The sequence below is a fragment of the Paracoccus sp. 08 genome, from assembly GCF_024105395.1.
In the GTDB taxonomy this organism is placed as follows: Bacteria; Pseudomonadota; Alphaproteobacteria; order Rhodobacterales; family Rhodobacteraceae; genus Paracoccus; species Paracoccus marcusii.
In genome coordinates, this window is the sequence record NZ_WEKR01000064.1 from 87,173 (window position 1) to 110,734 (window position 23,562).

Below are 23,562 nucleotides of genomic sequence, written 5' to 3' on the forward strand. Positions count from 1 at the left end.
GCCTCTGCGCCACAAGGGCGCCGCTACGGTTCCGGCCTGCATGCCGGATCAAAAGGGAACACCGGTGACAATCCGGGGCTGCCCCCGCAACTGTAAGCGGAGAGCGATGGCCGATCATGCCACTGGAGCGATCCGGGAAGGCCGGCCAAGGCATCGACCCGCAAGCCAGGAGACCTGCCGCAGCACTCACCCATTTCCGGCGCGGGGCGTGCCAGGAAAGCGGCTGATCCGCAGTGGTGACAGTCACCGTCCTGCCGCGACCCACCGGGTCCGTGTGCCGGGCATTTCTGTTTGCCGCAGGCCGTGCCTGCCTTGAAAGGTCCGTGCCGATGCGCCGTCCGATCTGTCTTCTGGCGACGCTTGTCGCCCTTCCCGTGACCGCCGCCGCGCAAGGTCCGGCACCGGGGGAACCCATCCTGCTGGACGAGATCGTGCTGACCGCCGGCATCACGCCCGTGGCCCAGGACGGCTATGCCCGCGCCCACACCGTCCTGACCGCGACCGAGATCGAGGATCGCGGCATCGCCACCGTCCAGGACGCACTGCGCGCGCTGCCCGGCGTATCGGTCAGCGGCAGCGGCGCCAGCATCGCACAGGTCCGCATCCGCGGCGCCGAGGCGAACCACACCCTGATCCTGATCGACGGCATCGAGGCGGCGGGGGGCGAGGACGAATACGTCCTGACCGGGCTGGAGACCACCGACATCGACCGGATCGAGGTGCTGCGCGGGCCGCAATCGGTGTTCTATGGATCGAACGCCTCGGCGGGGGTGATCAACATCATCACCCGCGACGCGCCCCAGGGCCTGTCCTATGGCGGCTCGGTCGAGGCCGGGAACGGCGGGGCGGCCTCGATCCATGTCAGCCGTCGCGGGGAGCGGGGCGGGCTGCGGCTGTCGCTGTCGGCGCGCGACGATCTGGGCTATGACCAGTCGGGCGATGGCGGCGGCAAGGACGGGATCAACCGCAAGACCGCCGTCCTGTCCGGCGACGTCCAGGCCACCGACGATTTGCGCCTTGGGGTGGCGCTGCGCCAGTCCACCGAGGATTACGGCTTTGACGCCGAGAACTTTGCCGCGACCGATGCCGAAAGCTATCTGGTCGATGCCGACCTGTTCGGCCGCCGCGACGAGTTTCAGGGCGGGGTCTGGGCGGAACATACCGCGTTGGACGGCCGCCTGGTCCAGCGCCTGGACTATCAGCACAGCAACACCCGGCAGAGCCAGGACAACAGCCCGTTCCGGCGCGGCCAGACCGAAAAGCTGAAATATCGCGCCAGCCTGGGGTTGGACGGGTCGGCCGCCGATGCCTCGCAGCTGCTGAACCTCTTGGCGGAACATCAGCGCGACAGCAACTCGACTGCGCCGGGGCAGTCCCGGGAGATGTCGTCGGTCGCGCTGGAATACCGCGCGATGCTGGCCAGCGGACTGGATGTCCAGGCCGGGCTGCGCCACGACGCGAACCGCGTCTTTGCCGATTTCACCAGCTGGAACCTGGGTCTGTCCTGGCAGATGCCCGACCGTCCGTTCCGCCTGCACGCATCCGCCGGGACGGGGTTGGTGAACCCGTCCTATTTCGAGCTGTATGCCGATGCCGATTACGGAACCCTAGTCTATCAGGGCAATCCTGGTCTGCGCCCTGAAAAGAACCGTGGCTTTGATCTTGGTGTCGAGGCGCAGTTGCCCGACGGTCGCGGGATCGTCGACATCACTTACTTTAACGAGACGCTGGAGGACGAGATTGACGACTATGTAGTCGGGGTTCGGAACGGAGTTGAATTCTATTCCTATCTCAACCTTTCGGGCGAAAGCCCCCGCCACGGGGTGGAAATAGCAGCCCGCATCGTGGTGTCGGACGATCTGACCCTGGGCGCCAGCTATACCTATCTGGACGCGGAAAACCCCGACGGCAGCGTCAAGACCCGTCGCCCCCGGCACGAGGCCGGCCTGACCGCGACGCTGGCAATCCTGGACGGGCGCGGGTCGGTCACGGGCGATCTGCGTCACGTGGCGGGCACATTCGATGCCCAGATATGGAACGACGGTATCGTAGAAGAACTGCCGTCCTATACCGTGGTCAACCTTGCCGCGGGCTATGACCTGACGCCGAACGTGCGGGCGACGGCGCGGGTGGTGAACCTGTTCGACCGCGACTATTCGGATGTCTGGGGCTTTGCGAACCAGGGGCGGACCGGCACCATCGGCCTGCAGGCGCGCTGGTGATCCGCGGGCTGATCGGGCTGGCGCTGATGGCCGCCCCCGCATGGGCCGACGCGCCCGCGCGGGTGGTGTCGATCAACCTGTGCACCGATCAGCTGGCGATGCTGGTGGCGGCGCCGGGACAGCTGGCCTCGGTCAGCTATCTGGCGCAGGACCCGGTCTCTTCGGCCATGGCGCGCGAGGCCGCGGCCTATCCCACCAACCGCGGCCAGGCCGAGGACATCCTGGCCCTGCAGCCCGATCTGGTGCTGGCGGGCACCTATTCCTCTCCGGCGACGCTTGACATGCTGGACAGGCTGGGCCTGCGCGTGGCGACCTTTGACATGGGGACGGACCTGGACAGCATCCGCACCAACCTGCGCCTGATGGGCGACGTGCTGGGCCAACGGGACCGCGCCGACCGCATCGTGGCGCAGTTCGACCGCGACCTGGCAGCACTGCAGGCGGACCCGCGCCCCGACCGCCGCGCGGCGCTGTATGGGGCGAACGGCTACAGCTCGGGTCAGGACAGCGTGGCCGGGGCGATCCTGGCGGCGGCGGGCCTGACGAACGTGGCGACGGAACTGGGCCTGTCGCAGGGAGGCTTTGTGCCGCTGGAGGATCTGGTGATGGCCGATCCCGACCTGATCGTGACCGGCCAGCGTCAGCCCCGTGCCTCGCGCGCCGAGGAGGTGATGGACCATCCCGTCCTGCGCGCCATCACGCCGGGGCGGCAGGTCGTCACTGCGCCCGACCGGGACTGGGCCTGTGGCACGCCGCATGTCCTGCGCGCCGTGGCACAGCTGCGCCAGGTCGCGCCATGAGGCTGACGGCCGCGCTTGGCGCGCTTGTGGGGGTGCTGGTCGTGACATCGCTGATGATCGGGACCAGCTGGCAGCCGCCCGGGCCCGCGCTGGCGGCGCTGTTCGGGCGGGGCGATCCGCTGCTGGTCCTGATCATGCAGGAACTGCGCCTGCCGCGCGCCATCCTGGGCGCGGCGGTGGGCGCATCGCTTGGGCTGGCGGGGGCCGCGATGCAGGGCTTTCTGCGCAATCCCCTGGCCGAACCCGGATTGATCGGCACCTCGGGCACGGCGGCGCTTGGGGCGGTGCTGGCGATCCAGACCGGGCTGGCCGCGGCCTTCCCCCTGGGCCTGCCGCTGGCAGCGCTGGCGGGGGCGGCGCTGTCGGTCGGGCTGGTCATGGGGCTGGCGGGCCCGCGCGGCGGCGCGCTGGCGCTGATCCTGGCGGGGATCGCCATATCGGCCCTGGCCGGGGCCGCGACGTCGCTGGTCCTGAACCTGTCGCCCAACCCCTTTGCCGCCAACGAGATCGTCTTCTGGATGATGGGGTCGCTGGTCGACCGCTCCATGCTGCATGTCCGCATCGCTGTGCCGGTGATGATCGCGGGCGCGGTGATCCTGTGGCCCGCCGCCCGTGCCCTGCGCGCCCTCAGCCTGGGAGAGGACGCCGCCGCCAGCATGGGCGTCAACCTGCGCGCGCTGCGGCTGCGGCTGGTGCTGGGCACGGCGGCGCTGGTCGGCGGGGCCACGGCGGTGGCGGGCACCGTGGGCTTCGTCGGGCTGGTCGTGCCGCATCTGCTGCGCCGCGCGGTGGGCGGTGATCCGGGGCGGCTGCTGGGGGCATCGGCGCTTGGCGGGGCGGCGATGGTGCTGGCGGCCGACATCGCGGTGCGGGTGATCCTTCCGGGGCGCGACCTCAAGCTGGGCGTCCTGACCGCCCTGATCGGCGCGCCCTTCTTCCTGCAGCTGATCCTGCGGCTGAGGGCGCGGGCATGACCCTCATGCGGCTGTACGGCCTGTCCCTGTCGCGCGGCGCGGTGCCGGTGCTGGACCGGATCGACCTCGACGTGGGGCCGGGCGAGTTCGTGGGCCTGCTGGGCCCGAACGGCGCGGGCAAGACGACACTGCTGCGCGCGGCCCTGGGCCTGTTGCCGGCGACGGGGCGGTCATCGCTGGCGGCGCTGGCCCCCGACGCCCGGGCGCGCCAGGCGGCCTATCTGCCGCAGGGCCGTGACATCGCCTGGCCGATGCCGGTGGAGGCGGTCGTGGCCCTGGGCCGCATTGCCCATCCCGATGCCGCCGCGCCGCGCGACCACCCTGCGGTCCACGACGCGCTGCAGGCCCTGGGCCTGACGGCCCTTCGTCACCGCGATGCCACCACCCTGTCAGGCGGCGAGCAGGCCCGCGTGCTGATCGCCCGCGCGCTGGCGCAGGACACCCCCCTGCTGATCGCGGACGAGCCCATCGCCGGGCTGGACCCCGCCGCCGCCATCGGCGTCATGGACCTGTTCGCGGGACTTGCGCGGCAGGGGCGGGGGGTGGTCGCGTCGCTGCACGACCTGGGGCTGGCCGCGCGGCACTGCACGCGGCTGGTGGTGCTGGACGGGGGCCGCATCGTGGCCGGCGGACCGCCCGCCGCCGTGCTGACCTCCGACCTGCTGGCGCGGGTCTTCGGCATCGCCGCGCATCTGGCGGACGGTCCGGACGGTCCGATCTTTCAGCCACTTCGGGTCACGCCGCGCGCATAGGCGCGAAAGCGGCTGCGGCATCTGGACCCCGCACCCCGTTCCGGGTCATGGTCCGCGGCGGGGTACAGGGTCAGCGGGCAAGGGTGCGGATGTCGTCCAGGTTAAGGTGGTTCATCGTCAGGATCTCCCAGAAGATCTGGGTGGTCGCGGCGCTTTACACGGTGATGGGCATCGGCACGGCCTTCGTCGCGCCGCTGATCGGGCCCATGCTGCCCGACGGGCTGGGCGACAAGCTGGGTTCTGGCGCGGTCGAGGCGGTGCTGTCGGTCCTGGCCAGCTCGATGCTGTCGGTGGTCACCTTCTCGCTTGGGATCATGGTGTCGGCCTTCACGGCGGCATCCGGGTCGGTCACGCCGCGGGCGACGCAGCTGCTGAAATCGGACCGCACCACTCAGCGCGTCCTGTCGACCTTCCTGGGGTCGTTCCTGTTCAGCCTGATCGGCATCATCGCGCTGAACGCGGGCTTTTATTCCGACAATGACCGGCTGGTGCTGTTCGTGGCCACGATCCTGGTCGTGGTCATCATCGTCATCGCAATCCTGCGCTGGATCGCGCACCTGACCGTCTTCGGCCTGATGGACGATTCCATCCGCAAGGTCGAGGAGGCCGCCCGCAGCGCGCTGGACCACCGGCTGGACACGCCCTTCCTGGGCGGTCACGAGGGGTCGGGCCCGCCGCCCGGCGCCCGTGCCGTCCATCACGACCAGATCGGCTATCTGGTCCATGTCGACATGCCGGCGCTGCAGGCGATGGCCGACGACGCGGGCGTGGACATCCACCTGGCGGCCCTGCCGGGCAGGTTCCTGCATCCCGGCCTCCCGGCCCTGTGGATCGCGCGCCAGACCGCGTCCGACCAGCAACCCGATGACGAGGCCCTGTGCAAGGCGCTGACCGTCGCGGAAAGCCGCACCTATGACCAGGACCCGCGGTTCGGCCTGACCGTCCTGACAGAGATCGCCGAACGCGCCCTCTCGCCCGCCGTCAACGACCCGGGCACCGCGATCGACATCCTGGGCCGGTCGGTCCGCCTGCTGTCCGCCTGCGCCGACGCGCGCGAGATCGCGCTGGACTTTCCGCGGGTCTGGGTGCCCGCCTTGGCGGTCGAGGATCTGCTGGACGACGTCTTCCCGCCCATCGCGCGCGGCGGTTCGGCCATCTTCGCGGTGCAGATGCGGTTGCAGAAATCGCTGCTGGCGCTGGCGCAGATCGCCCCGGACCGGTTCGCGGCCTCTGCCCGGCGCCACTCGGCCGAGGCGATGGCGCGATGCCGCGACCAGATGTTGCCGTCGGAACGCGAACGCCTGAACGCGGTCGTCGAGGCCATCCAGACGGTGGGCTAGACCTGGTCCCAGTCCAGCACGATCTTGCCGCTCTGGCCGGCCTTCATGGTGCGGAAGCCCTGTTCGAATTCGGCCATCGGCAGATCGTGGGTGATGACGGCGCTGACGTCCAAGCCGTTCTCCAGCATGGCCAGCATCTTGTACCAGGTCTCGAAGATCTCGCGGCCATAGATGCCCTTGATGACCAGCGACTTGAACACGATGCGGTTCCAGTCGACCAGCGTGGGCGCGGCGGGAATGCCCAGCATGGCGATGCGCCCGCCCATCACCATCGCGCCGACCATCTGGTCGAAGGCCGCGGCATTTCCCGACATTTCCAAGCCTACGTCGAACCCTTGGCGCATGCCAAGGCGGGCGCAGACCGACGGCAGGTCCTCGGAGGAGACGTTGACCGGGACCACGTCGGCCACCCGCGCCGCCAGGTCCAGCCGCGTCTGGTTCACGTCGGTGATGACCACGTGACGCGCGCCGACATGGCGCGCGACCGCGGCGGCCATGATGCCGATGGGCCCTGCGCCGGTGACCAGCACGTCCTCTCCGATCAGCGGAAAGCTGAGCGCGGTGTGCACGGCATTGCCAAGCGGGTCCAGGATCGCGCCGATCCGGTCGGACACGCCGTTGGGCAGCGGCACCACGTTGAAGGCGGGCAGCGCCAGGTATTCGGCAAAGGCGCCGGGGACATTGACGCCGATGCCGCGGGTTTCGGGGTCCAGGTGGAACTGGCCCGACCGGCTCTGGCGGCTGGTATGGCCGATCAGGTGGCCCTCTCCGGAACAGCGCTGGCCCAGGGTCAGGCCGGTGACGTCGCGGCCCAGTTCGACGATCTCTCCGGCGAATTCGTGGCCGGTGATCATGGGCGCGGGGACGGTGCGGGCGGCCCATTCATCCCAGTTCCAGATATGCACGTCCGTCCCGCAGATGCCTGTCTTGCGCACCCGGATCAGGACATCCGACGGGCCGATCTGGGGCACGGGGCGGTCCTGCAGGGCCAGCCCCTCTCCGGGGCCGGTCTTGACCAGCGCCTTCATCGGATCGCTCCGGTTTCGCGACCCGCCTCAACAAAGGCCTGCAGGGCGGTGTCCAGGTCGGCCATGTCGATGGCGGCGTTCATCTGGGTGCGGATACGGGCCTGACCGCGCGGCACGACCGGAAAGAAGAACCCCGCCACATAGACGCCGCGCCGTTCCAGCGCGGCTGCCATGGCCTGCGCCAAGGGGGCCTCGGACAGCATGACGGGCACGATGGGGTGCTGGCCGGGCAGCAGATCGAACCCCGCATCGGTCAGGCCCTTGCGCCAATGCGCGGTCTTGCGCGCGAGGTCCGCGCGCAGGTCGTCCGCGCCCTCGATCAGGTCGATCGCGGCAAGCCCCGCGGCGACGATCGACGGCGGCAGCGCGTTCGAGAACAGATAGGGTCGCGCCCGCTGGCGCAGCAGGTCGATGACCGGCTGCGGCCCGGCGATGTATCCGCCAAGCGCGCCGCCAAGCGCCTTGCCAAGCGTCCCTGTCAGCAGGTCGACCCGCGCGCCCAGGTGCTGCGGCGTGCCCGCGCCCTTCGGCCCCATGATGCCCACCGCGTGACAGTCGTCGACCATCACCACCGCGCCATAGCGGTCGGCCAGATCGCGGATCGCGGGCAGGGGCGCCAGATGGCCGTCCATCGAGAACACGCCGTCCGTGGCGATCATGATGAAACGCGCCCCGCCGTCCCGCGCCTCGCGCAGGCGGGATTCCAGCTGGTCCATGTCGCCGTTCGCATAGCGATAGCGACGCGCCTTGCACAGACGGATGCCGTCGATGATCGACGCATGGTTCAGCGCGTCCGAGATGACCGCATCCTCGGGGCCCAGCAGCGGTTCGAACAGCGCGCCGTTGGCGTCGAAACAGGACGCGAACAGAATCGCGTCGTCATGGCCCAGCCACCCGGCCAGGCGCTGTTCCAGCTGGCGATGCAGGTCCTGCGTCCCGCAGATGAACCGCACGGATGCCATGCCAAAGCCGTGGCTGTCCATTGCCGCGACCGCCGCCGCGCGCAGGGCGGGATGATTGGCCAGCCCCAGATAGTTGTTGGCGCACAGGTTGATCGTGGGCGCCCCCGCCACCGCGACGCGGCTGCCCTGGGGCCCGGTGATCAGGCGTTCGCGCTTGGTCAACCCTTCCTGGCCGATCTGGTCCAACTGCTGGCTGACGCTGTCCAGAAACGCGCTTGTATCCGTCATGTGGTCAGTACCTCCGTTTTAACGGAGGCTAGGGCCTTTGCCTCCGCCGGGCAAGATAAAAGAAATCCGTCCGTGATGACGGATCAACTGTCCCGCACGATCATCAGCACGCGGGCGGCGGCATCGCCCGCCGTGACGCTGTGCGGGCGGTCGGCGGCATAGTTCGCGGCATCGTTCTGCGCCAGGGCCGCCCGTTCGTCGCCCGAGGTGATGGTGACCGCGCCCTCCAGCACCACGACATCCTCGCGGCAGCCAGTGCGGTGGGGCGCGGACTCCAGCGCGGCGCCGGGGCCAAGGCGGATCTCGTAGATCTCGTGCTCTCCGACGGTCTGCGGCGCGCTGAGGATGCGGATCACCACGTCGCGCCCCCGGTCGGCGATGACCGGCGCGGCGGCGGCCTGCACCACGCGGATGTCGCTTTCGGCCCGCGCCTCCCACAGGCCGGCGAAATCGACCTGCAGGGCTTGGGTCAGGTTCCACAGGGTCGCGACGGTCGGGCTGGATTCGGCGCGTTCGATCTGGCTGACCATCGACCGGCTGACGCCCGACAGCCGCGCCACCGCGTCCAGGCTGAGGCCCTTGGCGCGGCGCGCCTCCTTGAGGCGGGCGGCAAGGCGCTGGACGATGTCGGTGTTCTGGTTCATGGGGCCCTCGGTCCGTCAGGCAAGCGCGATGGGTCGCTGTTCCTCGATCGCCTCCATCGCGAAATGCGACGTGACGGTGTGCAGTTCGATGCCCGAGATCAGGCGTTGATAGAACAGGTCATAGCGTCCCATGTCCTGCGTCACCACCTTGAGCATATAGTCGTATTCGCCGCCGATGCGGAAAAAGTCGATCACCTCGGGAATTGCCGACACGTGCTTGCGGAACATCGCCAGCCAGTCGGCGGAATGGTGGCGGGTCTTGATCATCACGAACACGACCAGCCCCATGCCCAGCCTGTCGCGGTCCAGCGTCACGGTCCGGTTGCGGATCACGCCCGCCTTGTCCAGCGCCTGCATCCGCCGCCAGCAGGCGTTCTGCGACAGCCCGACCCGCTCCGCCACCACGCGCTGCGAAATCGCGCTGTCGCGTTGCAGCTCCTCAAGGATGCGCCTGTCGATGCGGTCCACGCCGTTCCCCCGGTTCATGGGTCATATGACCCAATATCGCTTTCGGAATGCAAGAAACAAGGAATGAAATTGCGCTGCCGCGGGAATAGTTATTGCGAAACGCAGGCCGGATCGGGGTTTTCATGGCACAGTTGGACGAGTTTCGGGCGACATTGACGGCCGGCGACGCCGTCGGGGGCCTGCGGGCGGGGCTGATCGGTGATGACGTGGTGATCGACGGGCCCTTCGGTCCGGTGCCGATGATCTATGCCGATTACGTGGCCTCGGGCCGCGCGCTGCGCCAGGTCGAGGAGTTCGTGCTGACCCGCGTGCTGCCCTATTACGCCAACACCCACACGCAGGCGTCCTTTGTCGGCGCCTACTGTTCGGGGCTGAGGGAGGCGGCGCGGGCCTGCGTGGCGGGGATGGTCGGCGCGGGACCGGGATACAGCACGATCTTTGCCGGGTCGGGGTCGACCGCAGGCCTGAACCGGCTGGTGGGTCTTCTGGACATCGCGGGCATCACGGCGCGCGGCGGCCGGGCCGTGGTGGTCATCGGCCCCTATGAGCATCATTCCAACATCCTGCCCTGGCGCGAAAGCGGTGCCGTGGTCATCGAGATCCCCGAGGCTGCGACCGGCGGGCCCGACCTGCCCGCGCTGGAGGCGGTGCTGGCCGATCAGGCGGGGGCCGATCTGCTGGTGGGCAGCTTTTCGGCGGCTTCGAACGTGACCGGGATCCTGACCGACACGGATGCGGTGACCCGCATCCTGCGCGCGCATGGCGCGGTGGCGATCTGGGATTACGGCGCCGCCGCGCCCTATGTCCCGATGTCGATGCGGGCGGGAACGGATGCGGCCAAGGACGCCATCGTGTTCTCTCCGCACAAGTTTCCGGGCGGGCCGGGGGCATCGGGGGTGCTGGTCGTCCGCGACGCGATCGCGCGACGGGCGACGCCGACGCTGCCGGGCGGCGGCACGGTCAGTTTCGTGTCGCCCTGGGGGCATGCCTATGCGTCCTCGCTGTCGGCGCGCGAGGAGGGGGGAACGCCCAACGTCATCGGCGACATCCGCGTGGCCTTGGCCATGATCGCGAAGGAGGCCCTGGGTCAGGATGTCATCACCACCCGCGGGCGCGTCCTGCGCGACCGGGCGCTGGCCGCGTGGCGCGGCAACCCGGCCATCCAGGTGATGGCCCCCGATGCGCCGGCCGACAGCCTGCCGATCCTGTCCTTCCGCATCCACGACGGGCGGGGCGGGCTGGTCCATCACCAGCTGTTCACACGCATGCTGTCCGACATCCATGGCGTGCAGGCCCGCGGCGGCTGCGCCTGCGCGGGCAGCTATGCCCACCGGCTGCTGGGGATCGACCGGGTGCAGTCGGACGCCCTGTTCGCCCGCATCGCGCAGGGAGCGGACACCGAGAAGCCGGGCTGGGTGCGGCTGAACTTCTCGGTGCTGCTGGACGATGCCAAGGCCGACCGGATCATCGATGCGGTCGATGACCTCGCGCGGAACGCCGCGCGGTGGGCCGGGCTGTATCAGGTCGACCCCGCGACCTCGCGGTTCACCCTGCGGCCCGACGCGTCACTGGCCCGCATCGCATAGGCGGGGTGCAACCAGGCCGCATCTGTGTTTCGATGGCGATGCATCGCAACCGAAGGTCCGCCATGATCCCGCCCGACATCGTCAGACCCCTGTGCCTTGGCATCGCGGGCATCGTCCTGTGGGGTGGCTTTGCCGCGGTCGAGGGGGTGGCCGAACCTTGGGATGCCGGCCTCTACTGGACGCTGGCCTATCCGGCGCTGCTGCTGGCATCGGGGCTTGCGGGGGCGTGGCTTGTGCGGCGTGCGTGGCTGGCCGGGCTGATGCTGACGATGGCGCAGCTGCCCGCGATGCTGCTGTGGTCGCGGGGCGACGGGATGGTCCCCTTCGCGGTGGCCCTGCTGGCAGCACTGGCCGTGCCGGCCATGCTGGCGGCGGGGCTGGGCGGCAGGATGGCGCGTCATGGCTGATCGCGGTTCGGTCCTGCAGACGCCGGACGGGCGTTACATCGGCGGGCATCCGATCCGGGCTTGGACCCGGACATGCGCGCCCGCCATGTCGCGGCCCTGATGGATGCGCGGCGGGCGGTCAAAGCGGCCAAGGCAACGAATGATGCGACGGCACTGGCCTAGGCACGCCGCGCCGTGGATGCGGCCAAGGTTCTGCTGGGCGAACGAGGCCCGGTCTGGTGGACGGATGGGGCCCCCGATCTGGGACGACACATGGTCCACAACACCCCCTATGCCACCTGGTTCAAGGGTCTGGGCGACAAGACGCCCTAGTCGTCCGGCCCGAAACCGTCCGGGACCCGGCGACCGGGGACATAGGTCAGGCCGGCATCCTCGATCAGGTCCTGGGCCATGGAGTCGGCGTTCAGCGGGGCATTCCGGACATGTTGCCAGATCGCGCGGACGGCGGGCAGCATCTGCGGTTCGGACAGGGCACGGGCGGTGTGCATCCAGATCGCCAGCCCGTCGCTGCTGTCATATTCCCGCGCCTTGCGCAGGGCCGCGATCCGCGTGACGGCGCCTGACACGAACCGTTTGCGCGCGGCGGGGGGCCAGTCTGAGAGGCTGTTCAGGTCCTGGCCGTCGGCCAGATGAAAGGCCTGCCAGAACCATGCGGCGGCGGCCTGGCTCTCGACAAAATGCGGCTTGGCGTCTGCCAGCCTGTCGGCCAAAGCCTGCGCCTCGTCGATGAGGGCGGTCTTGGCCTTGTCGGCCTTCCAGCTGCTGAACGACATGGCGCCCCCTTTTCAACATGACGATGCCGCCATGATCGCATGGCGGCATCGGATCGCAAGGATGATCAGTTCGCGGGTGCCGCCGGCACAGGCGCGGGCGCCGGGGAGGCCGGCGCGGGCGTCTCGGGCGCGGCCTCCGGTTCGGCGGGCGTCGGCGCCGGCGTTTCGGCCGGTGCTTCGATCCGGTCCGTGTCGATCGGTTCGGGGATCACCGTGCCATCGGTCGCGGCCACGCGCCAGACCGTGTTGCCGGCATCATCCGCGACCAGCAGCGCGCCGGTCCCGTCGATGCCCAGGCCCACGGGGCGCCCATGCACCTTGCCGTCGACCAGGAAACCGGTCACGACATCCTGCATCATCCCGTCCGGGCGGCCGTCGGCGAAGGGGACATAGGACACCTTGTAGCCGTTGAACTCGTCCCGGTTCCAGCTGCCGCGCTGACCGACAAAGGCACCGTTCGCAAAGGCGTCGGGCATCGCTGCGCCATTGGTGAAGACCAGACCCAGGGCCGCCACGTGGCTGGACAGCGCATAATCGGGCGCGATCGCCGTCTCGACCAGATCGGGCCGCGCCGGGCGCACACGGGCGTCCACGTGATCGCCGTAATAGCTGTAGGGCCAGCCATAGAACGCGTCTTCCTGGACCGAGGTCATGTAGTCGGGCACCAGGTTCGGCCCCAGTTCGTCACGTTCGTTGATGACCGCCCACAGCGCGCCGCTGTCAGGGTTGAAGGTCAGGCCGTTCGGGTTGCGCAGCCCCGACGCATAGATTTTGGACGCCCCCGTCTCGCGATCGATCTGCCAGATGGCGGCGCGGCCCTTTTCGGCCTCCATCCCGTTCTCGGCGGCGTTCGAGTTCGAGCCGACCGACGCGTACAGCATCGTTCCGTCCGGGCTGAGCGCCAGATCCTTGGTCCAGTGGTGGTTCAGCGGACCGCCCGGCAGCGGCGTGACCGTCGTGGGTTCGGCATCGATCACCGTGTCGCCCAGGGCATAGGGATAGGAGATCACCGCATCGGCGGCGGCGACATACAGCGTGTCGTCGATCCAAGCCAGGCCGAAGGGCGAATGCAGCCCGGTCAGCAGGTCGTGACGTTCGTCCACCGTGCCGTCGCGGTCGGTGTCGCGCAGCAGCGTGATCAGGTTGCTTTCCGCCGGGGGGGCGTCACCGCCGCCCGCCGCAAAGGCCATGATCCAGCCCCGGACGAAATCCTTGGGGCGGTATTTCGGCTTACCCTCCGGCGCGCGCGACTGGACCACCAGCACGTCGCCGTTGGGCAGCGTATGGACGGTGCGCGGATTGACCAGGTCGGTGGCATAGGCGCTGATCGTCAGCCCCTCGGGGACGGCCGGGGTCTGGCCGTCGGCCCAGCCCACGACCTCGGCCACGTTCACGCTTGGCAGCGGATTGACGAATTTCGGTTCGGGCAGGACCGGATCGGGACCGATCTGGCTGGTGATGTCGAACCCTTCGGAATCCTGCGCGGCGGCGGCCATCGGCATGGCAAGGCCAAGCGTCAGGACGGCGGAACCGGACAGCATCAGCCTGCGACGCAGGGTGGAGGTATGGATGGTCATGATGGCGTCCTTTTCAGGCGGTGCGCAGGGACAGGGGGGCGGTGGCGCGACGGTTCAGCACCGCCGCCAGCAGCATCAGCACGCAGGTCACGACGGACAGCGTGATGCCCCAGGGCATGATGGCGGTCCAGCCGTCGCCCGCATGCAGCAGGCTGTTGAAGAAGGCGGCCAGCATTACCAGCACATACATCCCGACCGCGCCCCAGGACGGGCCGGGGCGGCGCGTCAGCAGGCCGATCAGCCACAGCACGCAGCCGACCCCGGCAACGATCAGGCCGAAGAACAGCAGCCAGGACGAAAAGTCCTTCCACATCAGGACGGTGGTCTGCAGATAGGCGTAATCTGTCACCACCGGCAGGGCCAGCAGGCCCGCGGACATATGGGTCAGGACGGACAGTCCCGGAACGGGGCGCCGCGCGCCGATGGGGTGCGGGGAATAGGCGGTTGCGGCCATGGGATCGCTTTCGTGAAATGCATTATGATCAATAGAACCGCCAAATGCCCGCGATGTTCCGCCCGGATGTACCATGACCGTGCCGGGACCGCGCCGAAACCGGGCGCGGCCCCGCGAAGTGTCAGGCGGCGGCGTGCGACCCCGTGTCGCGCAGGCGTCGGATCGCGGTGTCCAGCGCCAGCATCACCAGCAGCGATGCGCCGGTCAGCGGGAACAGGATGCCACCCACCGCCAGGATGGCCAACAGGCCGCGGAACACCCGACGGTCGGCGGGCATCGGCGGCACGCCCATCGACCGCGACGGGCGACGCTTCCACCACATCACCCCGCCGGACACCGCCAGCAGGACGACGCCCCCGCAGACCGCCAGCAGCAGGATCTGGTTCGCCAGGCCGAACTGCTGGCCCATATGGGTGTTGATGCCGAATTCCAGCCAGCGTCCCATGGGGCCGTAATCGGCATAGCTCATGTCGACCAGGGATCGGCCGCTGTACTGGTCCAGATGGACCACGCGCTGCTGGGCCAGGTCGTCGGGATAGGCCGACCCGCTGTACACCCCGGTGGGCGATGACGGCAGCACCACCGAAAAGCCCGGATGCAGGCCAAGCCGTTCGAACGCCGCCACGGCGGCGTTCAGCCCGATGGGTACGGCACCCTGGGCCGGGGGCGGGGTTTCGGGAACGCGCGCCTGCTCCAGCGACCACGATGTCTGTGCCGTGTCGGTCAGGCGCTGGTCCGACATCGGCACGTCGACGCGCACGCCCGACGGATAGCCGAAGTTGTGCCCGTTGGCCCATTCGTTGACCTTGCCGCCCCAGACCTGCGACCAGGGCATGCCGGTCACCGCCAGGAACACGATGAAGCCGCCCACCACGATGCCGGTCACCGCATGGGTGTCGCGCCAGAAGACGCGCCTGCGCCGGTCGCCCCGGACCGACAGGACGCCCCCCGCCTGGCCGCGCGGCCACCACAGATAGATGCCGGTGGCGACCAGCAGGATCGTCCAGCCGCCCACGATCTCGATCACGCCGCGGGCGACGGGCCCGAAATAGCGCAGGCTGTGCAGATAGCGCACCGTCCACATGACCGTGCTGCGGTCGGGGCGCGCGCCCAGGACGTAACCCTCGTAGGGGTTGACATAGACCGCCATGCGGCGCCCGTCGTCGGTGGCGACCGTCACCTCGGCCGAGGCGGCGGCCGTTGGCGGGTCGGTGTACTTGACCGCGCGGCCGGGCACCGCGGTCACGGCCGAGGCGACGATCGCCTCGGGGCTCAGCGTGCCGGTCTGCGCGACCTCGACCCGCTTGATGTCGGCATGGATGATGGCGTCGATCTCGTCGCGGAACAGATAGGCCGCGCCGGTGACGGCCAGCGTGATCAGGAACGGCAGGACGAACAGTCCCGCATAGAAATGCCAGCGCCAGACGGCGCGGTACAGATCGGACACGGCCGCGCGCGGGCGGGGCGAGGCGTCCAGGGTCGCATCGGACATGGGTTTCCCTGTTGGTTCTGTGGGGATGCAGCGGCGCGGACCCGCGCCGCCCAGGGATCAGCTGGCCAGCAGGCGCCGGATGGTGCCCATCGCGCGGTCGTGGTCCTCCTGATAGGAGACGAGGCCGAAAAAATCGCCGCCATCGTCGAACAGCAGCACCTGGGTCGAGTGGTTGACGGTATAGTCGCCCCCCTCCAGCGGCACCCGCTGCGCAAAGGCGCGAAAGGCGGCGACGGCCTTGTCGATCTCGGCCCGCTCTCCGGTGATGCCGGTGACGCCGGGCACCCAGGACACGTATTCGCCCAGGACCTCGCGCGTGTCGCGTTCGGGGTCCACGGTGATGAACAGCGTGCGCAGCGTCTGGCCGTCCCGGGCCAGCTCGTCCTGCCAGGCGGTGACCTCGCCCAGGGTGGTGGGACACACGTCGGGGCAATGGGTGAAGCCGAAGAAGACGGCGGTCGGCTGACCCTGCAGATCGGCCTGGGTGAACGGCTGGCCATCCGCGGTGACAAGGGTGTAATCACCCTTGCCCAACTGCTGCATGGCGACCTGGTGGTCGGTCAGCGCGGGCCGCAGGACCGTGGCCCACAGAAGCGCGGCGCCGGCCACCACGACCGCGGTCCAGGCCAGCACCCGTACCAGGCGAAGCGTCTGTCGGGTCATGGTCAATGCCCCGCGTGCGGATCGGCGCCCTGCGGGGCATCGCCCGCCGCGCGCGCGTTGAACGCCTGGATCGACAGCGGCACGGTGATGTCGCCGGCACCCTCGAAGGTCAGGGTGACGCCGATGCTGTCGCCCTGGACCAGCGGGGCCGCCAGCTGCAGGAACATCAGGTGATAGCCGCCGGGCTGCAGCGCCACGGTCTGTCCGGCCGGGATCGGCAGGCCGTCCTCTACCGGGCCCATCGTCATGATGTCGCCCGACATGGTCATCTGATGGATCTCCATCCGTCCGGCGATGTCAGATGTGGCGGCGACCAGGCGATCGTCCGCGGCGCCCTCATTGGCGATCGTCAGAAAGCCGCCCGCGACGGGGGCATTGGGCAGGGTGGCGCGGGCATAGGGCGCGGTGACGGTCAGCTCGCCGACCTGCCACGCCGCATCCGGGCCGGGCAGGGACAGGGGCGCCGCATGGGCAGCGGTATGGCCCGCATGGTCCGCACCGTCGCCGGTGCCGTGCGCCCATGCGGCAGGGGCCAGCAGGGTCGCGACCGCAAGCGCGGCCAGAAAGGGAAAGGTCGTTATGGCATGTCTCATCTGTGAACGGTCGTGTTCGCGGCGGCCGGAATGCGGCGGCCGGACGGTCGCGGTGCCGGGCGGGCCCGGTCGTCGCGTCGGTCTCAGACGAGGGCGGGTGGTCCGCGGGCGGCGGGGGTCAGAACCTCGGCCCGGCGAAGATGGAGGGGGATGTCGGTCCCGAAATCGGCGTCCAGTTCGCAGAACCGCGGCGACGCCATGTCGACGGCGGGGGAGGCCAGCATCGATTGCCCGTGCAACGCCCAGTCACAGGGCGGGGTGCCGGGATGGCCGCCGCGACCCGGCTGGTCGTCGGGATGGACCTGCCCGTCGGGGGTCATGATCGCGTCGACCATGCCGGTGCCGGTGCACAGAACGATCCGCACGCCGCCCGCGGGGGCGGCCTCGATCAACGTGCCCTGGCTGATCGTGGCCAGCATCAGGAACGGCACCAGCACCAGCCAGCGCAGTGCACGCCCCGGCGTCAGCCGGGCCCGCTGCGGTCTGTCGGTCTGGGAATCGCGACGGATCAACGCTGTCTCCCGGAATGCGCGGCATCGATAGCGCAGCCCGAAACCAAAGGGAAGATGCGCCAAGGCCGCAGGCCCGACGCGTCACGACCCCGATGCAAAGCGATAGCCCACCCCGGATTCGGTGAAGATGTAGGACGGGTTGCCCGCATCGTCGCCGATCTTGGCGCGCAGCTGCCGGATGAAGACGCGCAGATAGTGGCTGTCCTCCAGATGGGCCTTTCCCCAGACATGTTCCAGCGCCATGCCCTGCGTCACCAGCCGCCCGGCATTCGACGCCAACAGCCACAGCAGGTCGAACTCCTTGCGGGTCAGGTGGATCTCGGTGCCGCCCTTGAGGACCGTCCGGGCGGCGGCGTCGATGGTCAGGTCGGCCACCTGCAGCGCCGCCCCCTGCGGAGCCGCACCCGACCGGTCGCGCAGAAGGCCGCGCAGTCGGGCCAGCAGTTCCCCGATGCCAAAGGGCTTGGTCACGTAGTCCTGTGCGCCGGCGTCCAGCAGGGCGACCTTGTCGGCCTCGGACGCGCGGACCGACAGGACCAGGACCGGGACCTGGCTCCATTCGCGCAGTCGGGCCAGGACCGCGCGCCCGTCCATGTCGGGCAGGTCCAGGTCCAGAATCACCGCCTCGGGGGTGGTCAGGGCGCAGGCCTCGATGCCGTCGCGGCCGGTGGCGGCCTCTGTCACGTGATGGCCCTGCGCCTCCAGCGCGACGCGCAGGAAGCGGCGGATCGGGGCCTCGTCGTCGATGATCAGGATGCGGGCGGGCAGGGTCATGCGGGCGTGTCCAGCGGCAGGGTCAAGGTGATGCGGGTGCCGCGCCCGTCCGCGCGGGCGGGGTGGGCGGCGATGGTGCCGCCATGGGCTTCGACGATGCCGCGCGCGATGGCAAGACCCAGGCCCGTGCCCGCGCGCTGACCGTCGCCCTCGGCCACGCGATAGAACATGTCGAAGACCCGGCCGCGCGCGTCGGCCGGGATGCCGGGGCCGTCGTCGCCGACCGACAGTTCGGCCCGTGCCCCGTCGACACGTGCGGTCACGTCGATGCGGCTGCCCTCGGGGGCGTATTTCGCGGCGTTGTCCAGAAGGTTCATCACCACCTGCTCGATCAGCAGCGGATCGACCAGCACCTGCGGCAGATCGTCGGGGACCGCGACCTCGACCCGGTGATCGCGCAGCGCGCCGCGCAGGCGATGCCGCGCGCTGCCCGCGATTTCGCGCAGGTCGGCGGGCATGCGCTTGGGCACCAGCGCGCCGTGGCCAAGCCGCGTCATGTCCAGAAGGTTCTGGATGTAGCGGTCCAGCCGTTCGCCCTCGTCGCGGATGGTGGCGGCCATGCTGGCGCGGGCGGGGGCGGCCAGGTCCAGCGCCGGATCGGCCAGCGACGATGCCGCGCCGATGATCGACACCAAAGGCGTGCGCAGGTCATGGCTGACCGAGGACAGCAGGGCGGCGCGCAGGCGTTCGGCCTCGGACGTGACCAGCGCCTGTTCCAGGTCGGCCTGCAGCGCGATGCGTTCCAGCGCGATGCCGGTCTGATCGGTCATCGCGTCCAGCAGGCGGCGGTCCATCGGCGCCAGACTGCGCCCGTCGGGATAGGCGATGYCCAGGACGGCCAGCCGCCGCCCCTCGGTGCCGACGGGCAGGAACAGCCAGTCGCTGGCGGGCAGGGTGCCCGAGCCGCGCCCGGCCTCCTCGCCGCGGGTCCAGGCGTAATCGGCGGCGGATGCGTCGCGCAGGGCCAGCGTGTCGCGGGGCGGTTCGGCCACCTCGATCACCGGGCGGCCCAGGGGGCCGGGGCGCATCACCACGGTGTCGCATCCCAGGGCCGCGCCGACATGGATCGCGGCGGCGCGCAGGACCTCGACCGCGGATCCGGCGCCGGCGACCTGGCGCGCGAAATCGTACAGCAGGTTCGTCCGCATCGCGATGTCGCGCTGTGCCAGGGCCCGGTCGCGCAGCCGCGCGGCCAGGTTGCCGGTCAGCCCCGAGGCGATCAGGAACAGCAGCAGCGTCATGATCTGGTCCTGGCGGATCACCAGGAACGTGTTGCGCGGATCGGTGAAGAAGAAGTTGTAGGTCAGGAAGCTGAGGCAGGACGCATAAAGCGACGGCCACAGGCCCTGGCGCACCGCGACCACGATCACCCCTGTCATGAAGATCAGCGACAGCGAGGTGACGGGAAAGATCCGGTCGGCCGACAGGGCCAGCAGGCTGGCCGCGATCACCGTCAGCGTGGCCTTGGCATAGGCGCGCGGGTCGCGGTCCACGGACCAGTGGCGCACCGCCGGCGGGGTGGGTGTCCGTTGCGGATCCGAGACGACTGTCACCTCGAAATCGCGGCCGGCCTCGGTCACGGCGCGGGCGACGTTCTGGCGGCCGATGCGCCGCCACCAGGGACGGGGCCGCGGGCGGCCCAGCAGGATGCGGCTGACGTTGCGGCGGCGGGCATAGTCCAGGATCTCGTCGGCGACGGGGCCCGCGGCGGACAGGGTCGCCACCTCGCCGCCAAGGCGTTCGGCCAGGCGCAGGGCCTGGGCCAGCGCGTCCCGGTCGGGATCGGACAGGGCCTCGGACCGGGCCGAGGTCACGGTGACCGCCACCCATTCGACCCGCGCGCGGTCGGCCATGCGTTTCGCGGTCCGCACCAGCGTGCGTGCGACCGGGCTTTCGGTCAGCGCGACCAGGATGCGTTCCTGCGCGGGCCACGGCCCGCCGATGGCATTGGCGCGCATGTGCTCGCGCAGCTGCGCGTCCACGCGGTCGGCGGCGGCGCGCATGGCCAGTTCGCGCAGTGCCGTCAGGTTGCCCTTGGAAAAGAAGTTCTGCACCGCCCGCGCGATCTGGTCCTGGACATAGACCTTGCCCGCGCGCAGCCGCTCGATCAGCTCCTCGGTGGGCAGGTCGATCAGCTCGACCTCGTCGGCGCGGGCCAGGACGGCATCGGGCACCGTCTCGCGCACGCGCACGCCCGAAATCCGCGCGACTCGGTCGTTCAGCGTCTCAAGGTGCTGCACGTTCAGCGTGGTCAGCACGTCGATGCCCGCGGCCAGCACCTCCTCGACGTCCTGCCAGCGCTTGTCATGGCGCGATCCCGGGATGTTGGAATGGGCCAGTTCGTCGATCAGGGCCAGCTGCGGGCGACGCTCCAGCAGCGCGTCCAGATCCATCTCGTGCAGGATGCGCTCGCGATAGAACTGCGCCCGCTTGGGCAGCAGGTCCAACCCCTGCAGCAGCGCCTCGGTCTCGGCCCGGCCATGCGTCTCGACGACGGCGGCGACCACGTCCACGCCCTCGGCCGCGCGACGGCGCGCGGCCTCCAGCATGGCATAGGTCTTGCCCACGCCGGGGGCCGCGCCCAGAAAGATCTTCAGCCGCCCGCGCCCCTCGCGTTCGGCCTGGGCCAGCAGGGCGTCGGGTTCGGGGCGCAGCTCGGTCATGGATCAGCCTTCGGTTCGGGGTCCAGTGGGGGCCGCGGGGAAGGCCGCGTCAAGGGCCAGATTGACGGCCAGCACGTTCACGCGCGGTTCCCCAAAAAGGCCCAGCCAGCGCGGCTCGACCTGCGCCTCGATCAGCGCCGCGACCCGGGCCTGGGGAACGCCCCGCGCCGCGGCGATGCGCCCGGCCTGCGCCCGCGCGTTCTCGGGCGAGACATGCGGGTCCAGTCCGCTGCCCGAGGCGGTGACGGCATCCACCGGCACGCTGGCCGCCCCGGTCGATGCGACGAAATCCACCGCGCGCCCCGCCTGATCGGCGATCAGCGCCGCGCTGGTCGGCCCCAGGTTCGAGGCCCCCGCCGCCGCCGCGTCGTAATCGACCGCGGACGGGCGCGGATGCAGGTATCCCGGCGCGGCAAAGGCCTGCCCCACCAGGGCCGAGCCGATGACCTGCCCGTCGCGGACGATCAGGCTGGCATTGGCCTGGTGCGGCATCAGCGTCTGGCCCAGCCCGGTCAGGGCCAGCGGATAGGCCACCCCCGTCAGCACGGTCATCAGGCCCAGGGTCGCCAAAGCGGGTCGGATATGGTCGATCATGGCTGTCTCCTCACGCCAGGCCCAGGGCGGTCACGGCCATGTCGATGGCCTTGATGCCCAGGAAGGGGACGATCAGGCCGCCCAGGCCATAGATCGTCAGGTTGCGCCGCAGCAGGGCCGCCGCGCTGGCGGGCGCGTATTTCACCCCCCGCAGCGCCAGCGGGATCAGCGCCAGGATCACCAGCGCGTTGAAGATCACCGCCGACAGGATCGCGCTCTGCGCGCTTTCCAGGCCCATCACGTTCAGCACGGCCAGGCCGGGATAGGCGGCGATGAACAGCGCGGGCAGGATGGCGAAGTATTTCGCCACGTCGTTGGCGATGCTGAAGGTGGTCAGCGCGCCGCGGCTGATCAGCAGCTGCTTGCCCACCAACACGACCTCGATCAGCTTGGTCGGGTCGCTGTCCAGGTCGATCAGGTTCGCGGCCTCCTTGGCGGCCGAGGTGCCGGAATTCATCGCCACGCCCACATCGGCCTGGGCCAGCGCGGGCGCGTCGTTCGATCCATCGCCGCACATGGCGACCAGCTGGCCCTTGGCCTGCTCGGCGCGGATCAGCTCCAGCTTGTTTTCGGGCGTGGCCTCGGCCAGGAAATCGTCCACGCCCGCCTCGGCCGCGATGGCGGCGGCGGTCAGGGGGTTGTCGCCGGTGATCATCACCGTGCGGATACCCATGGCGCGCAATTCCCCGAACCGTTCGCGTACGCCGGGCTTGATGATGTCCTTCAGATGCACCGCACCCATGATGCGCGCACCCTGCGACACCAGCAGCGGCGTGCCGCCTGACCGCGCGATCTGGTCGACCGACGCGGCCAGCGCGGCATCCATCGCCGCCCCGGTATGGCGCAGGATCGCATCGACCGACCCCTTGCGCAGCTGTGTGCCATCGGTCAGGTCGGCGCCCGACAGGCGGGTCTGGGCCGAGAACGCGATGGCCTCGGCCGTGTCGGCCAGGGGCGCGTCCGCGCCGGGCTGGCGGCGGGCCAGCTCGACCAGGGACTTGCCCTCGGGGGTGTCGTCGGCGCGGCTGGCGGCCAGGGCGGCGCGGGCCAGATCGGCCGGCGAGACGCCCTGCGCCGGGATCAGCGCGTCGGCCATGCGGTTGCCGAAGGTGATTGTGCCGGTCTTGTCCAGCAGCAGCACGTCCACGTCGCCCGCGGCCTCGACCGCGCGGCCGGATTTCGCGACCACGTTGGCCCGGGCCAGGCGGTCCATGCCCGCGATGCCGATGGCCGACAGAAGCCCGCCGATGGTCGTGGGGATCAGCGTCACGAACAGCGCCGCCAGGAACACCACCGGGATCGAGATGCCGGAATAGCGCGCGAAAGGCTCCAGCGTGACCACCACGAACAGGAAGATCAGCGTCAGGCCTGACAGCAGGATATTCAGCGCGATCTCGTTCGGGGTGCGCCCACGCTCGGCACCCTCGACCAGCGCGATCATGCGATCGAGGAAGCTGCGCCCGGGTTCCGCGGTGACGCGCAGCACCAGCCAGTCCGACACGATGCGCGTGCCGCCCGTGACCGAACTGAAATCGCCGCGGGATTCGCGGATCACCGGGGCGCTTTCGCCGGTGATCGCGCTTTCGTCGACCGATGCCACGCCGCGCATCACCTCGGCATCGGCCGGAATGATGTCGCCCGCGACGACCAGCAGGATCTGGCCCTGCTTCAGGCTGGCCGACGGGACGATCGTGGCGACGTCATGTGCGCTATCGGGGGCGGGCAGCACGCGGACCATCGTGTCGGACTTGGTGGCGCGCAGGCTGTCGGCGCGGGCGCGGCCGCGCCCCTCGGCCAGGGCCTCGGCAAAGTTGGCGATCAGCACGGCCGCCCACAGCCAGAACGCGATCTGGACCGCGACGCCGCCGCCGGACACGCCCAGGGCAAGGTCGCGCAGGCCCAGCACGCTGACCATCAGCGCCGCCACGGCGGTGGCGAAGATGACCGGGTTCTTGAGCAGCAGGCGCGGGGCCAGCTTGGCCAGCGCCTGTCGCGCCGCCGCGGGGGCCAGCGCCCCCATCGACGGCACGGGAAGCGAATGTTTCGACATGGATGA

At 70.0% G+C, this 23,562-nt stretch carries 23 protein-coding genes and 1 riboswitch; of the genes, 8 read left to right on the forward strand and 15 right to left on the reverse strand.

From position 1 onward, the window contains the following. Positions 1 to 9 precede the first annotated feature (9 nt). A riboswitch (cobalamin riboswitch) is annotated at positions 10 to 197 on the forward strand. A 132-nt stretch (positions 198 to 329) separates the two neighbouring features. The 5 genes from GBO37_RS14445 to GBO37_RS14465 all read left to right on the forward strand — a co-directional run bounded on the left by GBO37_RS14445 (position 330) and on the right by GBO37_RS14465 (position 6,088). Beyond that, on the forward strand, positions 330 to 2,222 hold the full coding sequence (locus GBO37_RS14445) for a TonB-dependent siderophore receptor (RefSeq protein WP_252929763.1): 1,893 nt from the start codon (positions 330 to 332) through the stop codon (positions 2,220 to 2,222). Next, complete coding sequence (locus tag GBO37_RS14450; RefSeq protein ID WP_252929765.1) at positions 2,219 to 3,022, forward strand: ABC transporter substrate-binding protein; 804 nt, start codon at positions 2,219 to 2,221, stop codon at positions 3,020 to 3,022. Before GBO37_RS14445 ends, GBO37_RS14450 begins: the two co-directional genes overlap by 4 nt. Then, complete coding sequence (locus tag GBO37_RS14455) at positions 3,019 to 3,996, forward strand: iron ABC transporter permease (RefSeq protein WP_252929767.1); 978 nt, start codon at positions 3,019 to 3,021, stop codon at positions 3,994 to 3,996. The genes GBO37_RS14450 and GBO37_RS14455 overlap by 4 nt, the downstream gene beginning before the upstream one ends. Then, positions 3,993 to 4,748 (forward strand): ABC transporter ATP-binding protein, encoded by a 756-nt coding sequence (locus GBO37_RS14460; protein WP_252929769.1) that lies wholly within the window; start codon positions 3,993 to 3,995, stop codon positions 4,746 to 4,748. The genes GBO37_RS14455 and GBO37_RS14460 overlap by 4 nt, the downstream gene beginning before the upstream one ends. Before the next feature lie 89 nt (positions 4,749 to 4,837). Continuing rightward, complete coding sequence (locus GBO37_RS14465) at positions 4,838 to 6,088, forward strand: DUF2254 domain-containing protein (RefSeq protein WP_252929771.1); 1,251 nt, start codon at positions 4,838 to 4,840, stop codon at positions 6,086 to 6,088. Here the strand turns inward: GBO37_RS14465 and tdh are convergent. The 4 genes from tdh to GBO37_RS14485 form a co-directional block, all read right to left on the reverse strand. Continuing rightward, positions 6,085 to 7,116, reverse strand: a complete 1,032-nt coding sequence (gene tdh, locus GBO37_RS14470; protein ID WP_252929773.1) for an L-threonine 3-dehydrogenase — start codon at positions 7,114 to 7,116, stop codon at positions 6,085 to 6,087. The two genes, GBO37_RS14465 and tdh, sit on opposite strands and share 4 nt — an antisense overlap. Further along, positions 7,113 to 8,306, reverse strand: a complete 1,194-nt coding sequence (locus GBO37_RS14475) for a glycine C-acetyltransferase (protein ID WP_252929774.1) — start codon at positions 8,304 to 8,306, stop codon at positions 7,113 to 7,115. Before GBO37_RS14475 ends, tdh begins: the two co-directional genes overlap by 4 nt. An 83-nt stretch (positions 8,307 to 8,389) precedes the next feature. Beyond that, the gene (locus GBO37_RS14480; protein ID WP_045982090.1) at positions 8,390 to 8,950 is read right to left on the reverse strand and encodes a helix-turn-helix domain-containing protein; all 561 of its coding nucleotides are present in this window, start codon (positions 8,948 to 8,950) and stop codon (positions 8,390 to 8,392) included. Between the two features lie 15 nt (positions 8,951 to 8,965). After that, positions 8,966 to 9,436 (reverse strand): Lrp/AsnC family transcriptional regulator, encoded by a 471-nt coding sequence (locus GBO37_RS14485; protein WP_045982091.1) that lies wholly within the window; start codon positions 9,434 to 9,436, stop codon positions 8,966 to 8,968. A gap of 104 nt (positions 9,437 to 9,540) precedes the next feature. On the opposite strand from GBO37_RS14485, the gene GBO37_RS14490 reads away from it, so the two are divergent. From GBO37_RS14490 to GBO37_RS14500, 3 genes are all read left to right on the forward strand, one after another. After that, a complete protein-coding gene (locus GBO37_RS14490) occupies positions 9,541 to 11,004 on the forward strand; it encodes an aminotransferase class V-fold PLP-dependent enzyme (RefSeq protein WP_252929776.1) in 1,464 nt (487 codons plus the stop codon). Positions 11,005 to 11,066: 62 nt separating this feature from the next. Then, on the forward strand, positions 11,067 to 11,411 hold the full coding sequence (locus tag GBO37_RS14495; RefSeq protein ID WP_252929778.1) for a hypothetical protein: 345 nt from the start codon (positions 11,067 to 11,069) through the stop codon (positions 11,409 to 11,411). Positions 11,412 to 11,585: 174 nt separating this feature from the next. Beyond that, on the forward strand, positions 11,586 to 11,723 hold the full coding sequence (locus GBO37_RS14500) for a hypothetical protein (protein WP_252929780.1): 138 nt from the start codon (positions 11,586 to 11,588) through the stop codon (positions 11,721 to 11,723). Here GBO37_RS14500 and GBO37_RS14505 read toward each other — a convergent pair. From GBO37_RS14505 to kdpB, 11 genes are all read right to left on the reverse strand, one after another. After that, positions 11,720 to 12,184, reverse strand: a complete 465-nt coding sequence (locus GBO37_RS14505) for a hypothetical protein (RefSeq protein WP_252929782.1) — start codon at positions 12,182 to 12,184, stop codon at positions 11,720 to 11,722. The two genes, GBO37_RS14500 and GBO37_RS14505, sit on opposite strands and share 4 nt — an antisense overlap. A gap of 65 nt (positions 12,185 to 12,249) precedes the next feature. Then, positions 12,250 to 13,761 carry a sorbosone dehydrogenase family protein gene (locus tag GBO37_RS14510; protein WP_252929784.1) on the reverse strand — a complete coding sequence of 504 codons (1,512 nt, stop codon included), beginning with the start codon at positions 13,759 to 13,761 and terminating at the stop codon, positions 12,250 to 12,252. Positions 13,762 to 13,774: 13 nt separating this feature from the next. Beyond that, the gene (locus tag GBO37_RS14515) at positions 13,775 to 14,215 is read right to left on the reverse strand and encodes a DUF2231 domain-containing protein (RefSeq protein ID WP_139598017.1); all 441 of its coding nucleotides are present in this window, start codon (positions 14,213 to 14,215) and stop codon (positions 13,775 to 13,777) included. Positions 14,216 to 14,336: 121 nt separating this feature from the next. Next, positions 14,337 to 15,707: a PepSY domain-containing protein gene (locus GBO37_RS14520; protein ID WP_252929786.1), complete on the reverse strand. Its 1,371-nt coding sequence runs from the start codon at positions 15,705 to 15,707 to the stop codon at positions 14,337 to 14,339. A 57-nt stretch (positions 15,708 to 15,764) separates the two neighbouring features. Next, positions 15,765 to 16,370, reverse strand: a complete 606-nt coding sequence (locus GBO37_RS14525; RefSeq protein WP_252929788.1) for an SCO family protein — start codon at positions 16,368 to 16,370, stop codon at positions 15,765 to 15,767. Positions 16,371 to 16,372: 2 nt separating this feature from the next. Further along, positions 16,373 to 16,963: a copper chaperone PCu(A)C gene (locus GBO37_RS14530; protein WP_252929790.1), complete on the reverse strand. Its 591-nt coding sequence runs from the start codon at positions 16,961 to 16,963 to the stop codon at positions 16,373 to 16,375. Positions 16,964 to 17,046: 83 nt separating this feature from the next. Beyond that, positions 17,047 to 17,475: a hypothetical protein gene (locus tag GBO37_RS14535; protein WP_252929791.1), complete on the reverse strand. Its 429-nt coding sequence runs from the start codon at positions 17,473 to 17,475 to the stop codon at positions 17,047 to 17,049. Positions 17,476 to 17,556: 81 nt separating this feature from the next. Then, positions 17,557 to 18,249 carry a response regulator gene (locus GBO37_RS14540; protein WP_252929793.1) on the reverse strand — a complete coding sequence of 231 codons (693 nt, stop codon included), beginning with the start codon at positions 18,247 to 18,249 and terminating at the stop codon, positions 17,557 to 17,559. Beyond that, positions 18,246 to 20,912 (reverse strand): sensor histidine kinase KdpD, encoded by a 2,667-nt coding sequence (locus GBO37_RS14545; protein WP_252929794.1) that lies wholly within the window; start codon positions 20,910 to 20,912, stop codon positions 18,246 to 18,248. Before GBO37_RS14545 ends, GBO37_RS14540 begins: the two co-directional genes overlap by 4 nt. A gap of 3 nt (positions 20,913 to 20,915) precedes the next feature. Further along, positions 20,916 to 21,506 carry a potassium-transporting ATPase subunit KdpC gene (gene kdpC, locus GBO37_RS14550; RefSeq protein ID WP_252929795.1) on the reverse strand — a complete coding sequence of 197 codons (591 nt, stop codon included), beginning with the start codon at positions 21,504 to 21,506 and terminating at the stop codon, positions 20,916 to 20,918. Positions 21,507 to 21,516: 10 nt separating this feature from the next. Then, positions 21,517 to 23,556 carry a potassium-transporting ATPase subunit KdpB gene (gene kdpB / locus GBO37_RS14555; protein ID WP_305884487.1) on the reverse strand — a complete coding sequence of 680 codons (2,040 nt, stop codon included), beginning with the start codon at positions 23,554 to 23,556 and terminating at the stop codon, positions 21,517 to 21,519. Positions 23,557 to 23,562: the final 6 nt, after the last annotated feature.

Coding starts and splice junctions, on each gene's coding strand:
- GBO37_RS14445 (WP_252929763.1), top strand. CDS start 330: ATGCGCCGTCCGATCTGTCTTCTGGCGACGCTTGTCGCCCTTCCCGTG.
- GBO37_RS14455 (WP_252929767.1), top strand. CDS start 3,019: ATGAGGCTGACGGCCGCGCTTGGCGCGCTTGTGGGGGTGCTGGTCGTG.
- GBO37_RS14460 (WP_252929769.1), top strand. CDS start 3,993: ATGACCCTCATGCGGCTGTACGGCCTGTCCCTGTCGCGCGGCGCGGTG.
- GBO37_RS14465 (WP_252929771.1), top strand. CDS start 4,838: ATGTCGTCCAGGTTAAGGTGGTTCATCGTCAGGATCTCCCAGAAGATC.
- tdh (WP_252929773.1), bottom strand. CDS start 7,116: ATGAAGGCGCTGGTCAAGACCGGCCCCGGAGAGGGGCTGGCCCTGCAG.
- GBO37_RS14475 (WP_252929774.1), bottom strand. CDS start 8,306: ATGACGGATACAAGCGCGTTTCTGGACAGCGTCAGCCAGCAGTTGGAC.
- GBO37_RS14480 (WP_045982090.1), bottom strand. CDS start 8,950: ATGAACCAGAACACCGACATCGTCCAGCGCCTTGCCGCCCGCCTCAAG.
- GBO37_RS14485 (WP_045982091.1), bottom strand. CDS start 9,436: ATGAACCGGGGGAACGGCGTGGACCGCATCGACAGGCGCATCCTTGAG.
- GBO37_RS14490 (WP_252929776.1), top strand. CDS start 9,541: ATGGCACAGTTGGACGAGTTTCGGGCGACATTGACGGCCGGCGACGCC.
- GBO37_RS14495 (WP_252929778.1), top strand. CDS start 11,067: ATGATCCCGCCCGACATCGTCAGACCCCTGTGCCTTGGCATCGCGGGC.
- GBO37_RS14505 (WP_252929782.1), bottom strand. CDS start 12,184: ATGTCGTTCAGCAGCTGGAAGGCCGACAAGGCCAAGACCGCCCTCATC.
- GBO37_RS14510 (WP_252929784.1), bottom strand. CDS start 13,761: ATGACCATCCATACCTCCACCCTGCGTCGCAGGCTGATGCTGTCCGGT.
- GBO37_RS14515 (WP_139598017.1), bottom strand. CDS start 14,215: ATGGCCGCAACCGCCTATTCCCCGCACCCCATCGGCGCGCGGCGCCCC.
- GBO37_RS14520 (WP_252929786.1), bottom strand. CDS start 15,707: ATGTCCGATGCGACCCTGGACGCCTCGCCCCGCCCGCGCGCGGCCGTG.
- GBO37_RS14525 (WP_252929788.1), bottom strand. CDS start 16,370: ATGACCCGACAGACGCTTCGCCTGGTACGGGTGCTGGCCTGGACCGCG.
- GBO37_RS14530 (WP_252929790.1), bottom strand. CDS start 16,963: ATGAGACATGCCATAACGACCTTTCCCTTTCTGGCCGCGCTTGCGGTC.
- GBO37_RS14540 (WP_252929793.1), bottom strand. CDS start 18,249: ATGACCCTGCCCGCCCGCATCCTGATCATCGACGACGAGGCCCCGATC.
- kdpC (WP_252929795.1), bottom strand. CDS start 21,506: ATGATCGACCATATCCGACCCGCTTTGGCGACCCTGGGCCTGATGACC.
- kdpB (WP_305884487.1), bottom strand. CDS start 23,556: ATGTCGAAACATTCGCTTCCCGTGCCGTCGATGGGGGCGCTGGCCCCC.